Origin of the sequence: Nonomuraea sp. C10 (assembly GCF_008017515.1) — a bacterium.
Taxonomy (GTDB): Bacteria; Actinomycetota; Actinomycetes; order Streptosporangiales; family Streptosporangiaceae; genus Nonomuraea; species Nonomuraea ferruginea.
The window spans coordinates 1,043,911-1,065,294 of sequence record NZ_VPFF01000001.1; the positions used below are offsets into that span (position 1 = coordinate 1,043,911).

At 70.1% G+C, this 21,384-nt stretch carries 19 protein-coding genes; 13 read left to right on the top strand and 6 right to left on the bottom strand.

All coding sequences use genetic code 11. The features are described from left to right. Window positions 1-7: 7 nt before the first annotated feature. From FR742_RS04890 to FR742_RS04905, 4 genes are read left to right on the top strand one after another with little or no spacing between them, the layout of a single operon-like run. On the top strand, window positions 8-1,069 hold the full coding sequence (locus tag FR742_RS04890) for an HAD family hydrolase (RefSeq protein WP_148029814.1): 1,062 nt from the start codon (window positions 8-10) through the stop codon (window positions 1,067-1,069). Then, a complete protein-coding gene (locus FR742_RS04895; RefSeq protein ID WP_148029815.1) occupies window positions 1,066-1,764 on the top strand; it encodes a GNAT family N-acetyltransferase in 699 nt (232 codons plus the stop codon). The genes FR742_RS04890 and FR742_RS04895 overlap by 4 nt, the downstream gene beginning before the upstream one ends. Next, window positions 1,757-2,182 carry a nuclear transport factor 2 family protein gene (locus FR742_RS04900; RefSeq protein ID WP_148029816.1) on the top strand — a complete coding sequence of 142 codons (426 nt, stop codon included), beginning with the start codon at window positions 1,757-1,759 and terminating at the stop codon, window positions 2,180-2,182. The genes FR742_RS04895 and FR742_RS04900 overlap by 8 nt, the downstream gene beginning before the upstream one ends. Beyond that, window positions 2,179-3,270: an alpha-hydroxy acid oxidase gene (locus FR742_RS04905; RefSeq protein ID WP_148029817.1), complete on the top strand. Its 1,092-nt coding sequence runs from the start codon at window positions 2,179-2,181 to the stop codon at window positions 3,268-3,270. The genes FR742_RS04900 and FR742_RS04905 overlap by 4 nt, the downstream gene beginning before the upstream one ends. Here FR742_RS04905 and FR742_RS04910 read toward each other — a convergent pair. After that, window positions 3,242-4,123, bottom strand: coding sequence for a glycosyl transferase family 90 (locus FR742_RS04910; protein ID WP_187281001.1), 882 nt, complete (start codon window positions 4,121-4,123; stop codon window positions 3,242-3,244). The two genes, FR742_RS04905 and FR742_RS04910, sit on opposite strands and share 29 nt — an antisense overlap. A gap of 244 nt (window positions 4,124-4,367) precedes the next feature. Next, window positions 4,368-5,042, bottom strand: a complete 675-nt coding sequence (locus tag FR742_RS04915) for a PIG-L deacetylase family protein (protein WP_148029819.1) — start codon at window positions 5,040-5,042, stop codon at window positions 4,368-4,370. 148 nt (window positions 5,043-5,190) lie between these two features. On the opposite strand from FR742_RS04915, the gene FR742_RS04920 reads away from it, so the two are divergent. Beyond that, window positions 5,191-6,150 carry an NAD(P)-dependent oxidoreductase gene (locus tag FR742_RS04920; RefSeq protein WP_148029820.1) on the top strand — a complete coding sequence of 320 codons (960 nt, stop codon included), beginning with the start codon at window positions 5,191-5,193 and terminating at the stop codon, window positions 6,148-6,150. A 46-nt stretch (window positions 6,151-6,196) separates the two neighbouring features. Here the strand turns inward: FR742_RS04920 and FR742_RS04925 are convergent, their stop codons facing one another. Then, window positions 6,197-6,790: a helix-turn-helix domain-containing protein gene (locus FR742_RS04925; protein WP_222708839.1), complete on the bottom strand. Its 594-nt coding sequence runs from the start codon at window positions 6,788-6,790 to the stop codon at window positions 6,197-6,199. Window positions 6,791-6,869: 79 nt separating this feature from the next. On the opposite strand from FR742_RS04925, the gene FR742_RS04930 reads away from it, so the two are divergent. Continuing rightward, window positions 6,870-8,492, top strand: coding sequence for an MFS transporter (locus tag FR742_RS04930; RefSeq protein WP_148029822.1), 1,623 nt, complete (start codon window positions 6,870-6,872; stop codon window positions 8,490-8,492). Here FR742_RS04930 and FR742_RS04935 read toward each other — a convergent pair. Further along, window positions 8,435-8,845, bottom strand: a complete 411-nt coding sequence (locus tag FR742_RS04935) for a RidA family protein (protein WP_148029823.1) — start codon at window positions 8,843-8,845, stop codon at window positions 8,435-8,437. The two genes, FR742_RS04930 and FR742_RS04935, sit on opposite strands and share 58 nt — an antisense overlap. Window positions 8,846-8,924: 79 nt before the next feature. On the opposite strand from FR742_RS04935, the gene FR742_RS04940 reads away from it, so the two are divergent. After that, window positions 8,925-9,305 (top strand): helix-turn-helix domain-containing protein, encoded by a 381-nt coding sequence (locus tag FR742_RS04940; RefSeq protein WP_148029824.1) that lies wholly within the window; start codon window positions 8,925-8,927, stop codon window positions 9,303-9,305. 97 nt (window positions 9,306-9,402) lie between these two features. Here the strand turns inward: FR742_RS04940 and FR742_RS04945 are convergent, their stop codons facing one another. Together FR742_RS04945 and FR742_RS44320 are read right to left on the bottom strand one after the other, a co-directional pair. Next, a complete protein-coding gene (locus FR742_RS04945; RefSeq protein WP_148029825.1) occupies window positions 9,403-12,348 on the bottom strand; it encodes a DUF6351 family protein in 2,946 nt (981 codons plus the stop codon). 70 nt (window positions 12,349-12,418) lie between these two features. Next, window positions 12,419-13,789, bottom strand: a complete 1,371-nt coding sequence (locus FR742_RS44320) for a hypothetical protein (RefSeq protein ID WP_187281002.1) — start codon at window positions 13,787-13,789, stop codon at window positions 12,419-12,421. Window positions 13,790-14,047: 258 nt separating this feature from the next. Here FR742_RS44320 and FR742_RS44325 point away from each other — a divergent pair, with 258 nt between their 5' ends. From FR742_RS44325 to FR742_RS04980, 6 genes are read left to right on the top strand one after another with little or no spacing between them, the layout of a single operon-like run. Further along, window positions 14,048-15,361, top strand: a complete 1,314-nt coding sequence (locus FR742_RS44325; RefSeq protein ID WP_187281003.1) for an ABC transporter substrate-binding protein — start codon at window positions 14,048-14,050, stop codon at window positions 15,359-15,361. A gap of 42 nt (window positions 15,362-15,403) precedes the next feature. Further along, window positions 15,404-16,351 (top strand): carbohydrate ABC transporter permease, encoded by a 948-nt coding sequence (locus FR742_RS04960; protein WP_148029828.1) that lies wholly within the window; start codon window positions 15,404-15,406, stop codon window positions 16,349-16,351. Further along, window positions 16,348-17,223 carry a carbohydrate ABC transporter permease gene (locus FR742_RS04965; protein ID WP_148029829.1) on the top strand — a complete coding sequence of 292 codons (876 nt, stop codon included), beginning with the start codon at window positions 16,348-16,350 and terminating at the stop codon, window positions 17,221-17,223. The genes FR742_RS04960 and FR742_RS04965 overlap by 4 nt, the downstream gene beginning before the upstream one ends. Continuing rightward, window positions 17,220-18,713: a DUF4127 family protein gene (locus FR742_RS04970; RefSeq protein ID WP_148029830.1), complete on the top strand. Its 1,494-nt coding sequence runs from the start codon at window positions 17,220-17,222 to the stop codon at window positions 18,711-18,713. The genes FR742_RS04965 and FR742_RS04970 overlap by 4 nt, the downstream gene beginning before the upstream one ends. Beyond that, window positions 18,710-19,765: a LacI family DNA-binding transcriptional regulator gene (locus tag FR742_RS04975; RefSeq protein WP_148029831.1), complete on the top strand. Its 1,056-nt coding sequence runs from the start codon at window positions 18,710-18,712 to the stop codon at window positions 19,763-19,765. The genes FR742_RS04970 and FR742_RS04975 overlap by 4 nt, the downstream gene beginning before the upstream one ends. Next, entirely contained in the window at window positions 19,766-21,376 is a 1,611-nt protein-coding gene (locus tag FR742_RS04980) for an FAD-dependent oxidoreductase (RefSeq protein WP_148029832.1), read from the top strand. Window positions 21,377-21,384 lie beyond the last annotated feature (8 nt).

The window sequence follows — 21,384 nt, forward strand, 5'->3', positions numbered from 1 at the left end:
TGTGAGCATGCGGGCTGAGCGGCAGGGGCCGGGCATCAAGTGCGTCGTCTGGGACCTCGACGACACGTTGTGGCAGGGCACCCTGCTCGAAGGCGACGACCTGGTCCTCGCGCCCGGCGTCAGATCCGTCGTCGGCGAACTCGACGACCGAGGCATCCTGCAGTCCGTCGCCAGCAAGAACGACCACGACCTGGCGTGGGCGAAGGTCACCGAGTTCGGCCTCGCCGAGTTCTTCCTGCATCCGCAGATCGGCTGGGCCGACAAGTCGGCGTCGATCAGGATCATCGCCCGCGAGCTCGGCATCGGCCTGGACACCCTCGCCCTCGTCGACGATCAGGCGTTCGAACGGGACGAGGTACGGTACGCCCTGCCTCAGGTGAGCGCGATCGACGCCGCCGACCTCGGCGGGCTGCTGGACCTGCCCCGGATGCGACCCCGGTTCGTCACCGACGAGTCGAGGCGGAGGCGGCAGATGTGCCAGGCCGACATCCAGCGGAACCGGGCCCAGAACGAGTCCCCGGGCAGCCGCGAGAAGTTCCTGGAGACGCTCGGCATGCGCATGACGATCCGCCCGGCCGGGGAGCTCGACCTGCGCCGGGCGGAGGAACTCACGCTGAGGACCAGCCAGCTCAACACGACCGGCCGCCACTACGCGTACGAGGAGCTGAACGATCTCAAGGACTCGCCCGATCACCTCCTGCTGGTCGCCGAGCTGGAAGATCGGTACGGGTCCAGCGGGACCATCGGCCTGGCGCTGGTCGAGCGGGGTCCGGACGCCTGGCTGGTGAAGTTGCTCGTCATGTCCTGCCGCGTCATCACCCGCGGAGTGGGCGGGATCATGCTGAGCCACATCGTGCGGTCGGCCCGGCGCCAGGGCGTCCGGCTGCGGGCGGACTTCGTCGCCAACGAACGCAACCGCATGATGTACCTGACCTACAGGTTCCACGGATTCCGGGAAGTGGCCGCGTCGGGCGACGTGGTGCTGCTGGACCACGACCCGGGCGTCGTCCGTCCGTTCCCGCACTACGTCGAGGTCAGGACCAGTCAGCGAGGGAGGGGAGGCGGATGAGATTCGCCCGGCCCGGCACGCTTTCCGGGCCCCGCGTGGTGCTGGAGCCGCTGACGATGCGGCATCGGGAGCCGTTGCGGGCGGCCGCCGGCGACGACCAGAGCATCTGGACGTACTTCACCACCGTACGAGGGTCCGACTTCGACGACTGGTTCGACTACTCCGTGGAACGGGACGCGATGGGGGAGCTCTACCCGTTCGCGGTGCGGCGCCGGGCGGACGACAGGATCGTGGGATCGACGCGGTACTACGACATGGCTCCCGAGCACCGCCGCCTCGCCCTCGGTTCGACGTGGTACACGCGCAGCGCGCGGGGAACCCTCGTCAATTCGGAGGTCAGGCTGCTGACGTTGACGTACGCCTTCGAAAGGTTGTCGGTCAACCGGGTGGAGCTGATCACCGACCCGTACAACCTGAGTTCGAGGGCCGCCATGAAGATTCTGGGCGCCGTGCAGGAAGGCGTGATCCGTCAGCACATGGTCTACGACGACGGCCGGGTCAGGGATTCCGCGCTGTACAGCATTATCCGGTGTGAATGGCCCGGAGTAAGGGACAGGCTGTTGCGGAAGCTCGGTTATACCGAGGACATGATAAGCGTCGGGACTTCCCCGGCCGGTGACCCGTTTACACGGGTCACCCGCCGGTATAACTTCCCGGCTGTAGGAAAGTCCCGCCTCGGGAGGCCCCATGGGTGAGCTCGACGACTTTCGCGCGGACACCCTCGCCCGCCAGACCGAGGCGATGAGAGCGCTGTTCTCGGGAGACCAGGCGCCGTTCATGAGCATGTGGTCGACGCGGGACCCGCTGAGCCTCTTCGGCGCCTGGGGGTCGTGCACCACGGGATCCGCCGAGCTCAACCGGGTCTACCAGTGGGTGGGGTCGAGGTTCTCCCGGTGCGGTGACCTCAGCTTCGACGTGGAGGTCGTCGACATCGTCGGGGACCTCGCCTACACCGTGGGGTGCGAACGCTTCACCGCGTCCGTGGACGGGCGGCCCGCCGAGCCGATGACGATCCGGGTCACCCACGTCTACCGGCGTGAGGACGGCACGTGGAAGATCGTGCACCGGCACGGCGACTGGGCTCCCGTCGACGAGGGCCCGCCCCCGCCATGACACCGCCCAGCCTCGACGATTTCAGGACCCTGGCAAGGGAGCGGTTGCCGGCCGGCGTCTTCGACTACATCGACGGCGGCGCCTGCGACGAGATCACCAGCCGGGCCAACCGCCGCGACCTGGACGGGATCCGGCTGCTGCCCCTGTGCCTGCGTGACGTCGCCGACCTCGACCTGCGGACCAGCCTGCTGGGGCATTCGTTCGGCTTCCCCGTCGGGTTCAGCCCGACGGCCTTTCACCGGCTCGTCCACGAGAGCGGGGAGGTCTCGGCCGCGAGAGCCGCGAAGGCCCTGGACATTCCGATGATCGTGAGCTCGATGTCCAGTGTCGCGATGGAGGACGTCGCGAGGGATTCCGGCAACGAGCATCTCTGGTTCCAGACGTACATCTTCAAGGACAGGGCGCTCACGAAGGAGCTGATTCAGCGGGCCGAAGGCTCGGGATACAAGGCGATCGTCCTGACCGTGGGATGTCCGGTCACCGGAAGGCGCTACAGGAACGTCCGCAACCGGTTCGCCCTCCCGGCGGACGTGGTCGCCGCCAATTTCGCGCGGCGGAACGTGGTCGTGCACGACAACCCCATCCACTCGGTCGGCGCGGACCTCGATCCCGCGCTGACGTGGAGCGACGTCGAGTGGTTGCGCGGACAGACCGCGCTGCCCGTCGTGCTCAAGGGCATCATGAACCCGCTCGACGTCCCGCCGGCCCTGGACCTGGAGGTGGCCGCGCTCATCCTGTCCAATCACGGGGGCAGGCAACTGGACACGACGGAGTCGACCATCAGGATGCTTCCCGAGATCGCCGCGGCCGTCGGGAAGCGCACCGGCCTGCTGATCGACAGCGGATTCCGGCGGGGCACCGACGTCCTCAAGGCGATCGCCCTGGGAGCCGACGGCGTCCTGCTCGGCAGGCCGGTGATGTGGGCGCTGGCGGCAGGTGGGGAGCGAGGGGTCGTCGACGCGGTCGGCCTCCTGGTCGAGGAGCTGCGCATCGCGATGCGGATCGCCGGCTGCCGCAGCATCGGCGAGATCAGGGAGAACGCGTCGACCGTCATCCGTATCAGCTGGACAGCTCGCCGCACCTGTTGACGACGTGGAGGAAGAAGGTGTCCAGCGCGGCCGGGTGCAGTATCTCCCCGGCGAAGCGCTGCCCGTTGTCGGCGATCGCCTCCGCCTCCTCCGGATGCTCGGCCAGCCGTGCATGGACTTTCAGCAGATCCGACAGGTCATGCCGGACGGGTGCGTAGTGGACCCACGGTTTCAGCCCCGCGTAGAAGAACTGGCTCCACTGAGCTTGCAGCAGCAGGACAGATCTCGAAGCCAGGATCGTGGGCACGCGTTTCCACGCCGCCACCGCGCCGTCCAGCGAGATCAGGTACTTGTAGCGTACGAAGCCCTCGGCGGGCACTTCTTCCGCGGGGTCGCCGAACACCTCCCGCAGGTGGCGTCGCAGCGCGAGCGCGGACTCGCTGTCGGTCAGGTTGTCGTACGTGACGAGGCGCGCGTCCAGCACCTCGGGGTGCTTGCGCGAGGCCATCAGCAGCGCGTAGCGGGCGAAGTCGCGCCGGTTGCCGAAGTTCGGGTATCCGGGACCCGACAGCGTGCCCCGCCATTTGATCAGGCCGAGGCGCCGCTCGAACGGGATCGCCGCGGCGGCCTTCGCGATGGCGGCCAGCTCGCCGGCGTACCCGGGCCCGAGAATGGCGAAGTCGGGGATGAGGATGGAGTGCGCGCTGATGTCGTCGCCGTCACGCCGGTCACATCTCAGCAGCGGCGCCCTCATGAGGAACTGGACGAACTCGGCCCGGCCGGCAGGGGAGACGTACACGCTGTCGCTCAGCAGCACGAAGAAGTCCGCGGGGTGACGTATCCGGGGGAGCAGGCGCCGCAGGGCGGGCAGGAGGGAATCCGTCAGCCTGTGCCGCGATATGGGTTTGTCCACGACCACACGCACATCGAGATCCTGAGCGCTGATCCGGCAACGCACGATCAATGACGGGCGGGACAGCGTCCCCGGTGCGGCCAAGAACGCTTCGAAATCGTCCAGGACGGATTTCTCGCAGCCACTCTTGGCGAGATGCCGGAACTGCTCCTGCTGTCGAGCACGAATCGCTGCCATCGCTTCCGAAGGCGTGGAGCTCACGACAGAAGATTACCCCGCCGAGGGAACCGATCAAGAGGTCCGGCTAATCGTGGATGACGCGCGCTATCTCGAAGGCCTCGGCCAAGGGGGCGGCCACCTGACTGCCGCGATATGCGGCCAATACCCGCACGCCATTCTCACTTCGCGGGAGCGGCCATTCCTCCACCTCCCCGCCGTACGCGCGCAGCGCCGCCAGTTTGCGTTCGAGATGCTTCTCGGAGACGACCTGCCAGCAGTTGGGGGAGAACGCCGGCCGCAGGCCGGACGCCTCGCCCCAGTCGGTCGCCGACCGCACCTCGACGCACCGGATCTCGGTGACGCCGGTGCGCCCCGGACGGGCCGCCACCCGCACCGCGGAGCTCACAAGGCGGTGGTCCTGGTTGAGATCGCTGAGGCTGGTGGTGAACACGGTGTCCGGGCCGAAGAGCCGGATCTCCGCCTCGATCGCACGGTTGAGTTCGAGCTGACCCACCTGGTCGAGCCGGTTGTCGCCGTAGCCGTGGACGCTGACCTCCTCGATGCCGAGGATGCCGGCGGCCTTCTCGATCGCCCCGGCGCGGTCGGTGGCGCCGCCCCCGCTGGGGTCGCGGGAGCCGTCGTCGCGGGTCAGGACGCACAGCCGGATGCGCACGCCCGCCTCGCTCAGCCGCGCGAGTGTGGCGCCGGCGCCCAGGGTCTCGTCATCGCCGTGCGCGACGACCACCAGCAGTCTCCTCAATCCGCCTCCTGCTTTTCGGCCGCCGGGTAATCCGCCGAATGTCCGGGGAGTTTCCGGTCGGCGCGCACAGGCCACGGCAGAGCATTTCGATTATGCTCTATGAATCGTATGCGTCACGGCTGCCCATCCATTTCTGCCAGGAACAACCGTGAGATACCTGATCACTGGAGGGGCCGGCTTCATCGGATCCCATCTCGGCGAAGCGGTCCTCGCACAAGGCCATTCCGTGGTCGTCCTGGACGACCTGTCCACGGGCCACAACCTCGCCGCGCACACGGCCGGCGGGTGCTTCACCTTCGTCAAGGGCTCGGTGCTGGACGAGGGGCTGGTGGCGGAGCTGGTCGAGGGCTGCGACGTGGTCGTGCACCTGGCGGCGGCGGTCGGCGTCCGGCTGATCGTGAGCCGGACGCTCGGTTCGCTGATCACCAACGTGCGCGGCACGCAGGTGGTCATGCAGGCGGCCGACGCCTTTCGCAAGAAGGTCCTGCTGGCCAGCACGAGCGAGGTCTACGGCCAGAGCCGGGAGATGCCGTTGCGCGAGGACGCGAACCACGTGCTGGGCCGGCCCGAGGTCGCCCGCTGGTCCTACAGCCTGGCGAAGGCCGTGGACGAGTGCCTGGTCAACGCCTATCACCGGGAGCGCGGGCTGGACACGATCATCGTGCGCTTCTTCAACACCGTGGGCCCCCGGCAGAGCCCGGCCTACGGCATGGTGGTGCCCCGGCTGGTCCGCCAGGCCGTGGCGAACGAGCCGGTCACCATCTACGGCGACGGCAGCCAGACCCGGTGCTTCCTGCATGTCAACGACGCGGTGACCGCGATGCTCCTGCTGCTGGAGAACGAGCGGTCGATCGGCGGCACGTTCAACCTCGGGTCGTCGGAGGAGACGAGCATCCTGGATCTCGGCAGACGCGTCATCGAGCTCGCGGGCTCGGACTCGGAAATCGTCTTCGTCCCGCACGAGGAGGTGTACGGACCGCACTCGGAGGAGCCGCTGCAACGGGTGCCGGACACCGGGCGCCTGCGGTCCCTGACGGGATGGCGGTCGACGCACTCTCTGGACGACGTGCTGCGGGACGTGATCGCCGAGGTCCGCGCCGAGGGATGAGAAGCGCCGGCGCGGCCGGCCGTACGAGGCGGGCATGTCGTCGACGTCATGCGCGGGTGCCGGGCGTGTCGCAGGCGCCGCCGTTGTCGCGCTGGTGTCCGCGGCGGGCGTCGCGGTCGAAGATGCCCAGAATCTCACACGGTCCGCCTTCGGCGCCGATGGCGTGCGGCAGCATGGTGGGGAACTCGGCGGCCTGGTTGGTCTCAAGACGGAAGCGCCGGTGCCCCAGCATGAGGATCGCGGTGCCGGAGAGGACCACCAGCCACTCCCGGCCGGGGTGGGCACGCATGCGGGAGGGGCTGTCGGGTGGCGCGGTCATGCGCTGGCGTACGACGCTCACCCCGGGGTCGCCCTTCACGGGCCAGCGCATGAGGCTGTGAGTGTCGTCGATCATCGGGCTGATGACGACGTCGTCGGTGGCGGTCTCGACGAGCTGGTCCAGAGTGGTGTCCAGGGCGCGGGCGAGGGTGACGAGCTGGTCCAGGGCGAGGCGGCGCTGACCGTTCTCGATGCGGCTCAGTGACGACTGGCTGAGGTTGGCCCGGGTGGCCAGCTCTTCCAGGGACCAGCCCTGAGCGACCCGCAGAGCGCGGATGCGTTTGCGTACGAGGCCGTCCACCTCTCCACTTTCTTGCGTCATACGCAACATTCTATGCCTCAACCGCAAGCCAGGCTTACCGTCGTGTGCGGAAGATCGCATGCCCACGTGAGAGGAATCCATGACTACGAACCAGCCTCCGCAGGCCGCTGACAGAAGCGGCGGAGGCGCACCGGACGCGCGTCAGCTGCGCGGCATTCTGATCGCCGTCTCCATCGCGCTGATGGCCGTCATCGCGTCGGTGTCCGGGCTGAACGTCGCCCAGACGCACATGGCCGTCGAGTTCGGCGCCTCGCAGAACACCATTTTGTGGATCATCAACATCTACACCCTGGCCCTGGCGGCGCTGCTGCTGCCGCTCGGCGCGATCGGCGACCGCCTGGGCCGCAAGCCCATGCTCATCGCCGGACTGGGCGTCTTCGGCGTCGCCGGTGTCGCGGCGGGCCTGGCTCCGACGGCCGAGGTGATGCTGGCCGCGCGCGTGGCCGGCGGTATCGGCGCCGCGATGATCATGCCCATCACTCTCGCCGTCATCACCTCCACCTTCCCCGAGGAGGAACGCGGCACGGCGATCGGTGTGTGGACCGGTGTCGCCGGAGGCGGCGGCATCCTGGGTATGTTCCTCTCCGCCCTCCTCGTCGACGTCGCCGACTGGCGGTGGCTGTTCGTCCTGCCCGTGGTCCTGACCGTCGGGGCCCTGGCCATGACGCTGAAGTCGGTCCCCGACTCCCGCGAGAGGTCCGCCCACCGTTTCGACACCGTCGGCGCGCTGGTGTCCGCGGTCGCGGTGGCCGGCCTCATCTTCGTCCTGCAGGAGGGCCCCGAGCGCGGCTGGACCGCGCCCGCGACCCTGATCAGTCTCGCTGCCGGTCTCGTCGCCGCGATCGGCTTCGTGGCCTGGGAGTCGCACCGCCGGGACGCGGCGCTGCTGGACGTGCGCCTGTTCCGGGAACGTGGACTGGCCGGCGGCTCGATCACGCTGCTGGTGGTCTTCGGCGTCCAGGCGGGCATCGCCGTGGTGCTCTTCCCGTTCTTCCAGGCCGTGCTCGGCTGGTCGGGGCTGCTGTCCACGCTGGCCCTGATGCCCATGGCCGTCATGATGATGACGACCTCCGGCCTCGCCCCCAAGCTGGCCGCCCGCATCGGCTCCCGCTCGACCATGGCTGCGGGCATCGCGCTGGCCGCCGTCGGCCTGGCGCTCATGGCCCTGTTCGTCTCCGCCGACGGCGGCTACCTGACCATCCTGCCCGGCATGCTCGCCATGGGCATCGGCATGGGCCTGTCGATGGCCCCCTCCACCGAGGCCATCACCAGCTCCCTGCCGCGCGAGAAGCAGGGTGTCGCCTCCGCCCTCAACGACGTCACCCGCGAGTTCGGCACCGCCCTCGGCGTCGCCCTGCTGGGAGCGCTGCTGTCCGCCGGCTACCGCGGCGCCGTGGACGACCGCCTGCGGGGCATTCCCCAGGGTCTCGCGGACACCGCGCGCGCAGGTGTCGCCAACGCCGTCGAGGCGGCCGGCAGCGCGGGCCCGCACGCGCAGGACCTGGTCCACGCCGCCCGGCAGTCCTTCGTCGACGGCTGGCAGCAGGCCATGTGGGCGGGGGTCGCCGTCATGGGCGCGCTGTTCGTCTACATCGCCCTGCGCGGACCGAAGACTCCGCCCCCGCGGCTTCCTCAGGGGCCCCTTCAGTCGAGGACTGCTTCCGCCTCCACCTCCACCAGCACGTCGGGCTCGAAGAGGTAGTCCACGCCGATCGCCGAGAGCGGCGGCAACGGCTGGGGGATCCCCAGTTCGTCCACCACGCTCTCGATGCCCGCCATGAACTCGGTGTACTTCTCCGGCTGCCAGCCGGTGACGAAGAACCGGAGGCGTACGACGTCGGAGAAGCTCGCTCCCGCGCCCGCCAGACCACGGGCCGTACTGCGCAGAGCGTGAGCGATCTGCCCCGCCAAGTCGCCCGTGGCGACCTTGTTCCCCTGCTCGTCTCGCGCGACCTGGCCGGCGACGTGGACGTGTCGCGTGCCTGTGGAGACGGAGACATGGTGGTAGGGAACCGGCTGAAACATGCCTTCTGGGGTGAAAAGCTCAACGGTCATGAGATGTCCTTCTCTGTGAGAAATCAGGTATCTCATGTATACCTAGTACAGAAAGGCCACCTCAACGAGACCAGGTGTCATGAACGAAACCACTGCGGCCCAGGCCGGACACCCACCGATCGCCCGCGAACATCGGGAGCTGCTGGATCAGGTGCTCGACAAATGGTCGCTGCTGGTGCTCGACAGGCTCTGTGAAAGCCCCCGGCGCTTCAACGAGCTGCGGCGGGTGATCCCCACGGTCTCGCAGAAGTCCCTGACAGCCGCGCTGCGCAGGCTGGAGCGCAACGGCATGGTGGACCGCGTGGTGATCGCCACCCGCCCGGTCGCCGTCGAATACCGCGTCTCCGCGTTGGGAAAGACCCTCCAGGACCTCGTCGACGCGCTGCTGGGCTGGGCGACGGTCACCATGCCGGAGGTCGAGCGCGCCCGCGAGGCATTCGACGCCGAGTACGGGGAGTGACCACCGTAGGTCGTCCTGCTGAAGAGGACCCCACCAAGACGGAACCCCCGAACCCGTAGGTCCGGGGGTTCCGGCCATGGCCCGGCCGCCGGGATCGTCAGAAGCGATGCCAGGTGTTCTTCGTGCGCTGCTGGGACACTCCGGGCCTGGTGTAGTCGCACACCCCCCGAGGGAAGATCGTCCGCAGCCGGTCCCACTGCTCGTCCGTCCACTTCACCGCGTAACCGTCGCGCTTCGGCGTGGTCAGCCGGCACGTGATGATGTCGGCGGTGACGTCCTCTCCCGCCACCTCCCGGGGGAAGGACGCGGTCGGGTACAGCCGCTCGCACTCGCTCGCCGGGTCGCGCTCGAGCGTCTCGGCCACGAACCGCGGCTGCTCGTCGCGGGTGTTGCAGCCCTCGACCAGGGTGTTCGGCCGCGCGGTGGTGATCCGCTGAATCGGCTTGCCCCCGGGGCGGAGGCCGGCGAGGTTCGTCAGCCAGTGGTCCATCTGGGTCACGGCGTGCCGCACCAGCGCGCTCTCGGTGCTGAACAGCCCGTATCGGGCGTCCTCCAGCAGGCTGACGTGGTTGGCCGCCGTCCCGTTGGCCTCCTTCAGCCGTTCCCGCATGGAGAAGGTGTGGTAGCGGACGTGGATGTCGCCCCAGGACACGTCGTCCCAGTACGAGCGGTAGTCGATGATCGGTGTCGTGGCCAGCCCGCGACCGGCGCTGATCACCCGCCCGGTGCGGTAGGCGATCTTGGTGGCCGCCGGGTCGGCCTCGGTCCGCCGCGGCACGACGTTCGCGTCGGCGTCGAGACCGCCGATGCGCTCGTTGAGGTCGAGGAACTGCTCCGGCGTGATGGAGCCGTCCTTCAGGGCGCCGAGCCCGTACTGGATGCCGACGTTGTCCAGCGGCCTGCGGGCGAAGCCGGTGGCCGGGTCGGCGCCGTAAATGTTGATCATGTGGTCGTAGACGCCGCAGCGGACGCCGGCAGGGTTGGTGTCCGGGTTGTAGCGCTGCTGCTCGGGCACCATGTCGCAGTCCAGCCGCGGGTCGATCCGGTTGGCGCCCCGCGACATGGCGGACACCATGGCCGCCGTCGCGAAGCCGGAGGCCTTGCGCTTCTGCTCGTCCGTCCACGGAACCGTCGTGGACGAGGTGAAGTAGGTGTTGAGCAGCCGCGCGTCAGAGAGGAAGTTGACCGTGCCGATGCCGACCTCGGGGAACGAGCAGCCGACGACGATGCCGTCGAAGATGCCCGGGTAGTTGTCGGCGATCTGGTGAGCCTGGTAGGACCCGCCCGAGCAGCCGTAGCCGATCGTGTGCTCGACCGGCCCGTGCCTCTCGACGAACAGCTCCTTCGTCATCATCGCCGTCTCGGCCGCCGTGACGTCGTTGCAGTTGTTGCCGAAGACGTTCAGCGAGGACGACATCAGCGCGAACCCGCGGCCGAGCATGAACGCGTCGGTGACCGTGCCGGTGCCGCTGCCCGACCGGTACCACCCGCCCGCGCAGCCGCCGCCCAGGGTGAACACGGCCCGGCCGTTCCAGCCCGCGGGACGCGCCGTGGGGGACGGCGCGGGCTCGGTCAGCGGGTCGTGCAGCATGCTCATCTGGACCACCGCGCGGTTGGCGGTGGCCGTCTCCATCCGGACGATGAACTTGGTCGTGACGCCGAGCGAGTTGGTCGTGGTGGCCAGGTCGGCGGGGTAGGCGGTGGCGCCGGCCGGCCAGCGCTTGTAGGCGTCGGCGGTGGTCCGGTAGAAGTAGTCGACCCGGGGGGCGATCGTGCAGTCCGCGTCGAGCGGCTCGCCGAGCCTGCCGCCGATCACCGGGATCGCGAACGCCGCGGTCTCGCAGGCGAACGGCCGCTGGTGCGGGCCGGAGAACACCGGGCCCTGGGCGGGGTGGTCGATCAGCGTGATCGAGGCGTGCGGCCCGCCGGGCGCCCGCGTGGTGACCTTGACCGTGTTCTCGCCCTCCCGCAGCCCGGTCACCAGCCCGAGGAGCTCGCCGGTGCCCGCCCCGGTCCGGAACGCCGGTGTGACGTCGGTCTCGCCGTTCAACGTCACTTGAAGGCTCTCGCGCTGGACGGCGCGGGGCAGCTCGATCCGGAGCAGCGCGTCGCCTCCGGTCACCATGTCGGGCCTGCCGGAGATCGCGGAGATCCCGAGCTCGTCCGGCCCCGACTCGTCGGGCGCGGCGGTCACCGTGATCGTGACGGTCGCGGTCGAGCGCTCGGAGTCGTCGCCGATCCCGTACGTGAACGTGTCGACGCCGACGTACCCCCGGTCGGGCTTGTAGCGGAACGACCCGTCCTCGGACGTCGTCAGGGTGCCGTGGGCCGGCTCGGACCACGCCGCCACCGCGGGCGTGACGCCGTCGGGGAAGCGGTCGTTGCCGAGCACGCCGGGCGCGCCGGCCACGAGTTCCGTCCCCTCCGTGACGGTGCGGAAGTCGTCGGCGGCGGTGGGACGCGGCGTGGGCGGTCCCTCGCCGGGCGCCCTGACGACCATCTCGTACAGGCGGGCCGTGTCCGTGCTGTGCCGCGACTTCTTCGTGATGACCAGGCGGAGCGTGTCGGTCACGAGGTCGGTGGTGAACGTGACCACCGGCTTGGTGTTGCCGGCCGCGCTCCCGACGGTCACCCAGCCGTCATCGGTCCGGGCCTCGACGGTGAAGTCCACCAGGACCGTGTCGGCGTACGGGCTGGGCCAGCCTGAACCGCTGTAGATCTCGACGGTGCCGACCGGGGTCCTGGCCGGGAAGGTGATCGTCAGGGTGGGGGTGGCGTCGGCGGCCGACGACATCCAGCGGGAGGACTCCGCGCACACGCCGTCGACGGCGTTCTTCGCGCCGTAGGCCGAGCTGAAGGTCGAGGACGCCGTGACGGTCGCCCCCATCGCCCGATGGCCGGTGCACGCGATGTCCGACGCCTGGGTGGAGTTCTGGGTGGTGGTCTCGGCCGACAGCGGTGGCGCGGTCAGATGGCTCGCTGTCAGCAGGGCGGTGGTCAGCAGCGCGATGACCGAGGACCTCAGGTGCATCCTCGCGGACACGACGTCTCCTCGTCTCAGGGGGTGGGGATGAGGGGCCCGCCGGCCGTGTGGCCGGCGGGCCTGTGATCGCTCAGGGGCCGTCGGGGTAGGCGAGGTGGACGCGGATGTTGGTCCAGTTCTGCAGGCAGTTCGCCGCCTGGCAGGTGCTGGGGTCGTGCACTCCGGTGAACTCCGGGCTCAGCTGCCAGGTCTTGCCGTAGTCGTAGGAGACCTCGAAGTAGGTGGACTCGCCGAGATCGGCCGGGTCGAACGTGGTCCGGGCGTACATGCCGAACACCGGCGCGATGGCCTCCCAGCCGGGGGAGAACGAGGTCTTGCCGTCGATGATGTAGCGCCGGTCGAGCAGCCGCTTCGGGTCGGCGCCGACCGGGCCGACGATGAGCCACTGGGGCCGGCCGATGAACGAGTTCTGGCCGAGGTCGTTGCTGAGGAACTTCACGTGGTTCGCCGGGACGATCTGGAAGCCGCCGCGGACGTTCTCGTCCCAGCTGAAGCCGACGAACGGTGAGGTCGAGAAGGTCAGCGCGCCGGGGTGGTTGGTGTCCATCTGGCCGATGTGGGCGAACTCCGTGCCGCCGAAGCGCCCGGTGCCCTGGACCCGCTGGACGACGTCGGCGACCTTGCGCTTCTCGCCCCGGGCGTAGCCGACGTAGATCCCGCCGTTCTTCTCGTGCGTCTTGCCCGCGACCGTGTCGCCCGCGGCCCAGTTCTCGAACTCGAGGTAGGTCGGCGAGGCGTTACGCACCAGGGGCTGGTACGCGGTGAAGCGCAGCTTGGCGGGGGGCGCCGCGTCCGGATCGGCGCGGAAATGTTTGGCGATGGGGCGCCAGGCCTGCTTCGCCTCGTCGAAGTAGGACAGCGGCGCGCCGGTGGGCAGCGAGCTCTTGCCTCCGAAGATGCCCGAGCCGCCCGGGATGTCGGTGTAGATGGTGTCGGCCAGCCAGTTGCCCCAGTCCGCGCCGATGTACCGGTCGGGCCGGATGTTGAGCAGGCTGGTGGTCCAGTCGCGCTCGCCGGTGGCCGGGTCGAAGTTCTCGTAGCGCAGCGGGTCGTAGCTCTCCTCCGGCCAGACCTTGGAGCGCAGCACGTAGACCGACGTGGCGAGCAGGTGTCCCGTGGTGCCGTCGACGGCGCGCGAGTACTTCGACGCCCAGAAACCGTCGTTGGCCTTGACGGTGGCGGTCGCCGGGCGCTGCACGTGCCCGAGCACGGTACGCGTGCCGTCCAGCGCGACGTGCTCGATGGCGCCGCCGGTGGAGTTGTCGATCTCGACGTGGAACTGCGCGGCGAGGCGCGGGTTGTTCTCCGGCGTGGCGTGCGGGGGGATCGGCGTTCCCACCATGTTGCTGATGCCCGAGGGAGGACCGCTGCGGTTGTCCTCGACGGGCGACGCGCCGGCCGCGGTGGCGGGGGCGAGCAGTGCCACCGTCGCGAGGCTCACGCACCAGAGGCGGGCGCTACGGCGTCGGCGGGTGGTCGTGCTGCGGGGGGTGGCTTGCATGGTGTCCGGGCGGGCTGCTCGGCTATCGGGAACCACGGATGGCTCCTCCTTCTGGTGTTGCGCATTATCGCGGCTGCAAGTGTCGGCAAGTGTTGCGACCCGATCAGTGCCTGTCAAGATTCGGTATTGACTGATAATGCGCAACACCACCATGATGTTGCGCATTATCAAGCCGGGGGTAGCCCTCAGGAGGTACGGATGATCACAAAATCGCGTGGCGCTTCGCGGCTGGCGGCCGGGCTCATCGCGGTGATGGCGCTGAGCGCGTGCGGCGGCGGCTCCGGCGCCGGCAGCGGTGGCTCCGGCGACGGCGCGAGCACCCTGCGGGTCTGGTTCCCCGGCAATCTCGCCGAGGAGGTCTCCTGGGTCAACGAGAAACTGGTCCCCGCGTTCGAGGCGGAGCACGACGTCGACGTCCAGGTCGAGTTCGTCGACTGGGCCAACCTGGCCACGCGGCTGTCGACCGCCTTCGCCGGCGGCACCGCGCCCGACGTCTTCGGGCACGGCAACGCCGCGGCGGCCGGATACGCCGCCAACGACCGGGTGATCGCGCTGGACGACTACCTCGCCAAGATGCCCGCTTCCGACGTGGAGGACCTGACCTTCCTCGACCAGGGCAAGGTCGGCGGCAAGCAGATCATCATGCCGCTGCGGGGCTTCGGCCACCTGCTCGCCTACCGCACCGACCTGTTTCAGGAGGCCGGTCTCGACCCGGACTCCCCGCCCGCGACGTGGCAGGACCTGCGCGCGGCGGCGGACAAGCTCGTCGTCCGCGACGGCGACAGGATCACCCGCTCCGGCGTGATCTTCCCGGCCGACGACCCGACGAGCATGTCACAGGCGTTCGGCAGCTTCCTGTTCCAGGCCGGCGGGAACTTCGCCGACGAGAGCGGCCAGACGGTCACCTGGAACTCCGACGCGGGCAAGCGCGCGCTGGAGTTCCTCGCCGGGTTCTACAACGGCCCGAAGGCGGTCTCCACCGGCCTGGGCGAGGCGACGAGCGGGGCGGGGGCGCAGCATCCGCTGGTCACCGGGCGCGCGGCCATGGCCGTGATCGACGAGGCGACGTTCAAGAGCATCCACGAGCAGGCGCCCGACGTCGCCGCGAAGATCAAGCTGGCCCCGCCGCTCAAGGACACCACCGCGGCGTCGTTCGGCGGAGCCGGCAACGGGCTGTTCATCAGCGCCGACTCCGGCCAGAAGGACCAGGCCTGGAAGTTCATCGAGTTCCTGCTCAAGCCGGCGAACGCGAAGGCATACGTCCAGGCCGTCGGCGGCATCCCGGCGCGCGCCACCCTGGCCGCCGACCCCGAGCTCGCCGCCCAGCAGTACATCAAGCCCTACATGGACGCCGCCGCCCTGTTCCGCGGGAACCCCAACATCGCGACGTGGACGCAGCAGCGCGAGGCGCTGGCCAAGGAGATCGAGGCCGTGCTGCGCGGCAAGACGTCCGCCGCCGAGGCGCTCGACCGCGCGGCGACGGAGGCCGCGGCCCTGGCGAAGCAGAACTGATCGGCCGACTCGAACGGATCTCCCAACGGATGAAGCTCCATCATGGTGACTGAGACCCGGCCGCCGGGAACGTCCTCCGGGCCCGAGCCCGCGACGGCACGCCGGCCGAGGCGGAGCCCGCTCCGCTCGGCCCAGCGCAGAGCGGGCTGGATCCTGGTCCTGCCCGCCGCCCTCGCGCTGTCGCTGGTCACGATCGTGCCGATCGGGTACGGCTTCTACCTGAGCCTGACCTCGTACAACCCCGTCGAACGGGGCGGGCCCAGGTTCCACGGCCTGGACGGCTACTTCGCCGTGCTCCAGTCCGGCGAGTTCTGGCACGCGATTTGGATCACCGTCCAGTACGCGTTCGGCACGCTGATCCTGGCCGTGCCGGCTGCCCTCGCCCTGGCGCTCCTGGTCAACGGCCGGTTCCCCGGCGTGACCCTGTTCCGCGCGGTGCTCTACCTGCCGCGCGTGGTGCCGCTGGTGGCGGTGAGCATGATCTGGCTGTGGCTGTACTCCCACGACGGACTGTTCAACTACCTGCTGGACCTGGTCGGGCTGCCACCGGTGGACTTCCTCACCGACGAGGACACCGCCCTGCTGTCGCTGATCGGGATGCGCGCCTGGAAGGCGCTCGGGGGCAGCATGATCATTTTCCTGGCGGGGCTCCAGGCGGTCCCGGTCTCGCTGATGGAGGCCGCGTCCGTGGACGGCTGCGGGCGCTGGCGGACGCTGCGGCACGTGATCCTGCCGCTGCTCGTGCCGATCACGACGTACGTGGTCGTGGTCGACCTCATCTACCTCGCCCAGTCCTTCTCAGAGATCTACGTCCTGACCTCAGGAGGTCCCCTGTCCTCCACGACCGTCCTGAACATGCTGATCTACAACGAGGCCTTCGAGCACTACCGGCTCGGCAACGCGAGCGCCATGGCGTTCCTGCTGTTCTGCCTGATCTTCGCCCTGGCCTACTTCAGCATCCGCACGATGGCCAGAGGAGGCCGGCGGTGACCGCGCTTACGGCCGGGCCGGGCGCCGGCCGGCGCAGGGCGCTCCTCACCGGGGTGGTCACCCTGCTGGTGGCGATGCCGTTCGTGTGGATGGTGTCGCTGGCCTTCAAACCGGCGACCGAGGTGTTCAGCTACCCGCCGAAGCTGCTGCCCGACCAGCCGACGCTGGACAACTTCGCCTACGTCTGGAACTCCACGAACATCCCCGGGGCGATGGCCAACAGCCTGATCGTGGCGACGCTCACGGTCGCGGGGAACTGCGTCGCGGCGACGGCGGCGGGCTACGCCCTGGCGCGGATCGACTTCCGCGGCTCGCGCCTGCTGTTCACCACGGTGCTGGGCAGCGCCATGGTGCCGTCCATCGTGCAGCTGATCCCGCTGTTCCTCATCGTCAAGGGCTTCCCGCTGGCCGGCGGCAACGACCTGTTCGGCCAGGGCGGCAGCGGGCTGCTGGACTCGCACCTCGGGCTCGTGCTGCCGATGCTGGTGCAGCCGCTGAACATCTACCTCGCCCGCCAGTACTTCCTCGACATGCCCGGCGAGCTGGCGGAGGCCGGGCGGCTGGACGGCGCCGGAGAGCTGCGCATCTTCTGGCAGATCTACCTGCCGCTGGCCCGGCCGATCGTCGCCACCATCGCCATCCTCTCCTTCACCGGCGCCTGGGAGGACTTCCTGTGGCCGCTGGTGGCGGTGTCGTCGCCGGAGATGCAGACGCTGCCGCTGGCGCTCAGCGCGTTCGCGGGCAGCGGCGTGACCCAGTACGGCCCGCTCATGGCCGGGACGTTCATCGCCATCGTGCCCGTACTGGTGATCTTCGCTGCCGGTCAGCGGCACTTCGTGCAGGGCCTGGGCGCGGGAGGGGTGAAGGGATGAGTGACAGCGGACCGATCGTGACGCTGCTCCCGCTCGACGACCGGCCGGTGAACACCGGCCACGTCGCCGGGCTGGCCGCCACCGCCGGAACCCGGCTGCGGCTCCCGCCGGCCGGGCTCCTGCCCGCAGGCGGCGTGCCCGCGGACATGGACGGCACGTCCCGGTGGCTGGAGGACGCCGCCGGCGACAGCGACGCCGTCGTGGTCAGCGTCAACCAGCTCGCCCACGGCGGATTCGTCGCCTCGCGGCGCACCACCGAGCCGCTGGCCCGGACGCTGGCCCGGCTGGACGTGCTGCGCCGCATCCGGGCCGACCGGCCGGACCTGCCCGTCCACGCCTTCGTGACGCTGATGCGTACCAAGAAGACCGACGGCGCCGGGGCCGAGCCGGAGTACTGGGACCGGCACGGGCGGCGGTTCTTCGCCCTGTCCGAGGAGCTCTACCGGGCCGAACACGGACGCCCCGCCGCGGTGGCGCAGGCCAGGGCGGAGATCCCCGAACCGTTCGTCGCGGACCTCTTCACCCGGCGGCTGCGCCTGCACGCCATGCACCTGGCCTGCGTCGAGCTGGTGGCGGAAGGAGTCGTCGACACGCTGGCGATCCTGGTGGAGGACAGCACGGTCGAGAGCGTGTCCACGAGCGAGCGGGAGTGGCTGGAGTCCTGGATCGGCCGCCTCGGCCTCGGCGACCGGATCGGCTGCTACCCGGGCGCCGACGAGGCCGGCGCCGTGCTGACCACCCGGGCCGCGCTGGAGCACGCCGGCCTGCGCCCGAAGGTGGCGCTCGCCTGCCTCGACCCGGACGCGCTCGGACGGATCGCGGCCTACGAGGACGTGCCCGTCCGCGACACGATCGCGGACCAGGTCGCCGCCATCGGCGCGGTCCTCGTCGAGGACGCCGCCCAGGCCGACCTGGTGCTCGCGGTGCACCCTCCCGGCCTGCCCCCGCGCGACTGGTGTTCCGGGCCGGAGCAGCCGGAGCGGCCGTCCGGCGACGCGGTGCGCCTCGCCGCGCGGGCGCGAGAGCTGCTGGAGGCGGGGCTCCCGGTCGCGGTGGCGGACGTCGCCGACGCTAACGGCGCCGACCCCGCGCTGGTCATGGCGCTGCGCGGCGCCGGATTGCTCCCGCGCCTCGCCGGGTACGCCGCGTGGAACACCGCGGGCAACACCATCGGCAGCGCGCTGGCGCAAGGGTGCAGCCGTCTGCTGGCCAACGGGGACAGGCGACTGGCCGAGCACGCCCGGACTCTCACCCATCGTCTGCTCGACGACTGGGGCTACCAGACCTCCGCGCGGCGCGGGTTCCTCGCAGCCGGTACGGCCCTGCGGCCGGACCAGGTGGAGCGGGAGCTGGGCGAGCTTCTCGCCGACCTCGGCCCACCGGCCGACAAGTTCGGCATTGCGCCCGGCAGCGTCTGCTTTCCGTGGGATCGTCCGTTCGAGATCTCCTTTGCGTTGGAGCACCTTGAGGAAGGGAACGATCGCCGGTGAAAGACACCCCTCACCGCAGGCCGCGTCAGTCCGACATCGCCAAGCTGGCCGGCGTCTCGCAGACCACGGTCTCCATCGTGATCAACGGCAGGCATTCGGACACCATCCGGATCCCCCCGGAGACCAGACGGCACGTCTTCGAGGTGGCCCGATCGCTTGGTTACACCATCGATCCGGTGGCGCGCAGCCTGGCCGGCGGGATGAACCACCTGATCGGCGTCTACACGTTCGAGTCGCTGTTCCCGATGGACCACCACGACTTCTACTACCCGTTCCTGGTGGGGATCGAGGCCGCGGCCGAGGCGCTCGGCTACGACATGCTGATGTTCACCAGCGCCACCGGCTCGGACGGCGGCAGGTCGATCTACCGCGAGGGCGTCAACCGGCTGGGGCTCGCCGACGGGTGCGTGCTGCTCGGCAAGGAGACCAACCGGGACGACCTCGTCCGGCTGCGGAACGAGGGGTTCAGGTTCGTGCTGATCGGCCGTCGTGACGTGCCGGGCCCGATCACGTACGTCACCGCGGACTACGCGACCGCGACCGGCGAGGTCGTCGACCACCTGGTGGGGCTCGGACACGAGCGCATCGCCTACCTGACGGCGGCGGATCCGGGCGAACCGTCCGCCGACCGTGACGCCGGATTCCTGGCCGCCCAGAGCCGGCACGGGCTCGACACCGGCGGGCTCGTCCTGTCGGTCCGCAAGGAGGAGGGGCCGTCGGCCGAGGAGGTACGGCGGCTGCTGGAGGCGGGGGCCACCGCGTTCATCGCCCACGAGTCGGTGGTCGCGCTCAGGGTGCTCGACCTCCTCGCCGGGATGGGCGTCGACGTGCCGGGCGAGTGCTCGGTGGCCGCGCTCAGCGACCCGCCGGACGCCGTGCCGGGCCCGGAGCTCACCTGCTTCCGGATACCGCGGCGGGAGATGGGGATGCGCGCGGTCGAGCTGCTGGTCCAGCAGCTCGAGTCGGAGGAGAACGTCGAGCCGCAGGCCGTGGCGCTGTCATGCACCTTCGTCGCTGGACAGACCAGCGGCTCCAATCGAAAGGAATCCTGAGTGACCGAGTTCCGCGCGGACGTCCTGGTGGTCGGCGGGGGGTTGGGCGGCGTCGCGGCCGCCCTGGCCGCCGCCGGGAACGGTGCGCAGGTGGTGCTCACCGAGGAGACGGCCTGGCTGGGCGGACAGCTCACCACGCAGCTCGTCCCGCCCGACGAACATCCCTGGATCGAGGCTTTCGGAAGCACCGCGAGCTACCGGCGGCTGCGTGACGGCATCCGTGAGTACTACAGGAGGGAATACCCGCTGCGGTCCGCGTCGAGGTCGCTGGCCCACCTGAACCCCGGCGCCGGCCGGGTCGGCCCGCTGTGCCATGAGCCCCGGGTGGCCCTGGCGGTGATCGAGGCCATGCTCGCTCCGTGGCAGGCGGCCGGGAAGATCACCGTGCTGCGCCGGCACGTCCCGGCGACCGCCCAGGTCGACGGCGACCACGTGACGGCGATGGGCTTCCACGACCTGGAGACGGGCGGCGACGTCACCGTCACGGCCAGGTTCGTCCTGGACGCCACGGAGGCCGGGGACGTGCTGCCGATCACCGGCACCGAGTTCGCGACCGGCGCCGAGTCGCAGGACGACACGGGCGAGCCGCACGCCGCGGCCACCGCGCGGCCGGACAACATGCAGGCGGTGTCGGTGTGCTTCGCGCTCTCCCACCACGCGGGGGAGGACCACACGATCGACAAGCCGGACGACTACGCCGCATGGCGGGCGCTGGCTCCCGAGTGGTGGCACGGTCCCCAGTTCGGCTGGGTCGCCCCGCACCCGCACACGCTGGAACCCCGCCGCCACGTCTTCACCCCGAACCCGGACGACGACCCGACGCGCATCGTCGCCGACCAGAGCAAGGACCCGGGGTCGGACGAGCTGTGGACGTTCCGGCGGATCCTGGCCCGCAACCACTTCCGGCCGGGCGCGTTCGACAGCGACATCACCATCGTGAACTGGCCGATGATCGACTACCTGGGCGGTCCTGTCATCGGCGGCACCGCCGAGCAGAACGCCGCCCACACCGCCGCGGCGCGGGCCCAGAGCCTCAGCTTCCTCTACTGGCTGCAGGCCGAGGCGCCCCGGCCCGACGGCGGCACCGGCTGGCCCGGCCTCAGGCCGCGGCCCGACGTCACCGGCACCGCCGACGGCCTCGCGATGCGCCCGTACATCAGGGAGTCGCGGCGGATCCTCGGCCAGTACCGGATCGTGGAGCAGGACCTCGCGGTGGCCGTACGCCCCGAAGGGCCCGTCTCCTACCACGACAGCGTCGGGATCGGCTCGTACCGGATCGACCTGCACCCTTCGACCGGCGGGGACAACTACATCGACGTGCCGGCCTGGCCGTTCCAGGTCCCGATGCGCGCGCTCGTTCCCGAGCGCGTCCGGAACGTGATCGCCGCCGGCAAGAACATCAGCACCACGCACATCACCAACGGGTGCTACCGGGTCCACCCGGTCGAGTGGACCGTGGGCGAGGCGGCCGGTCACCTGGCGTCGTTCTGCGTGGCCAGGGACACCGAGCCGCAGCAGGTCACCGCGACGCCGGCCTTGCTGGCCGAGGTCCAGGAATCGATGGCCGCCCAAGGCATGGAGCTGGGCTGGCCGAATGTCACCTACTACTGAGGCGGGGG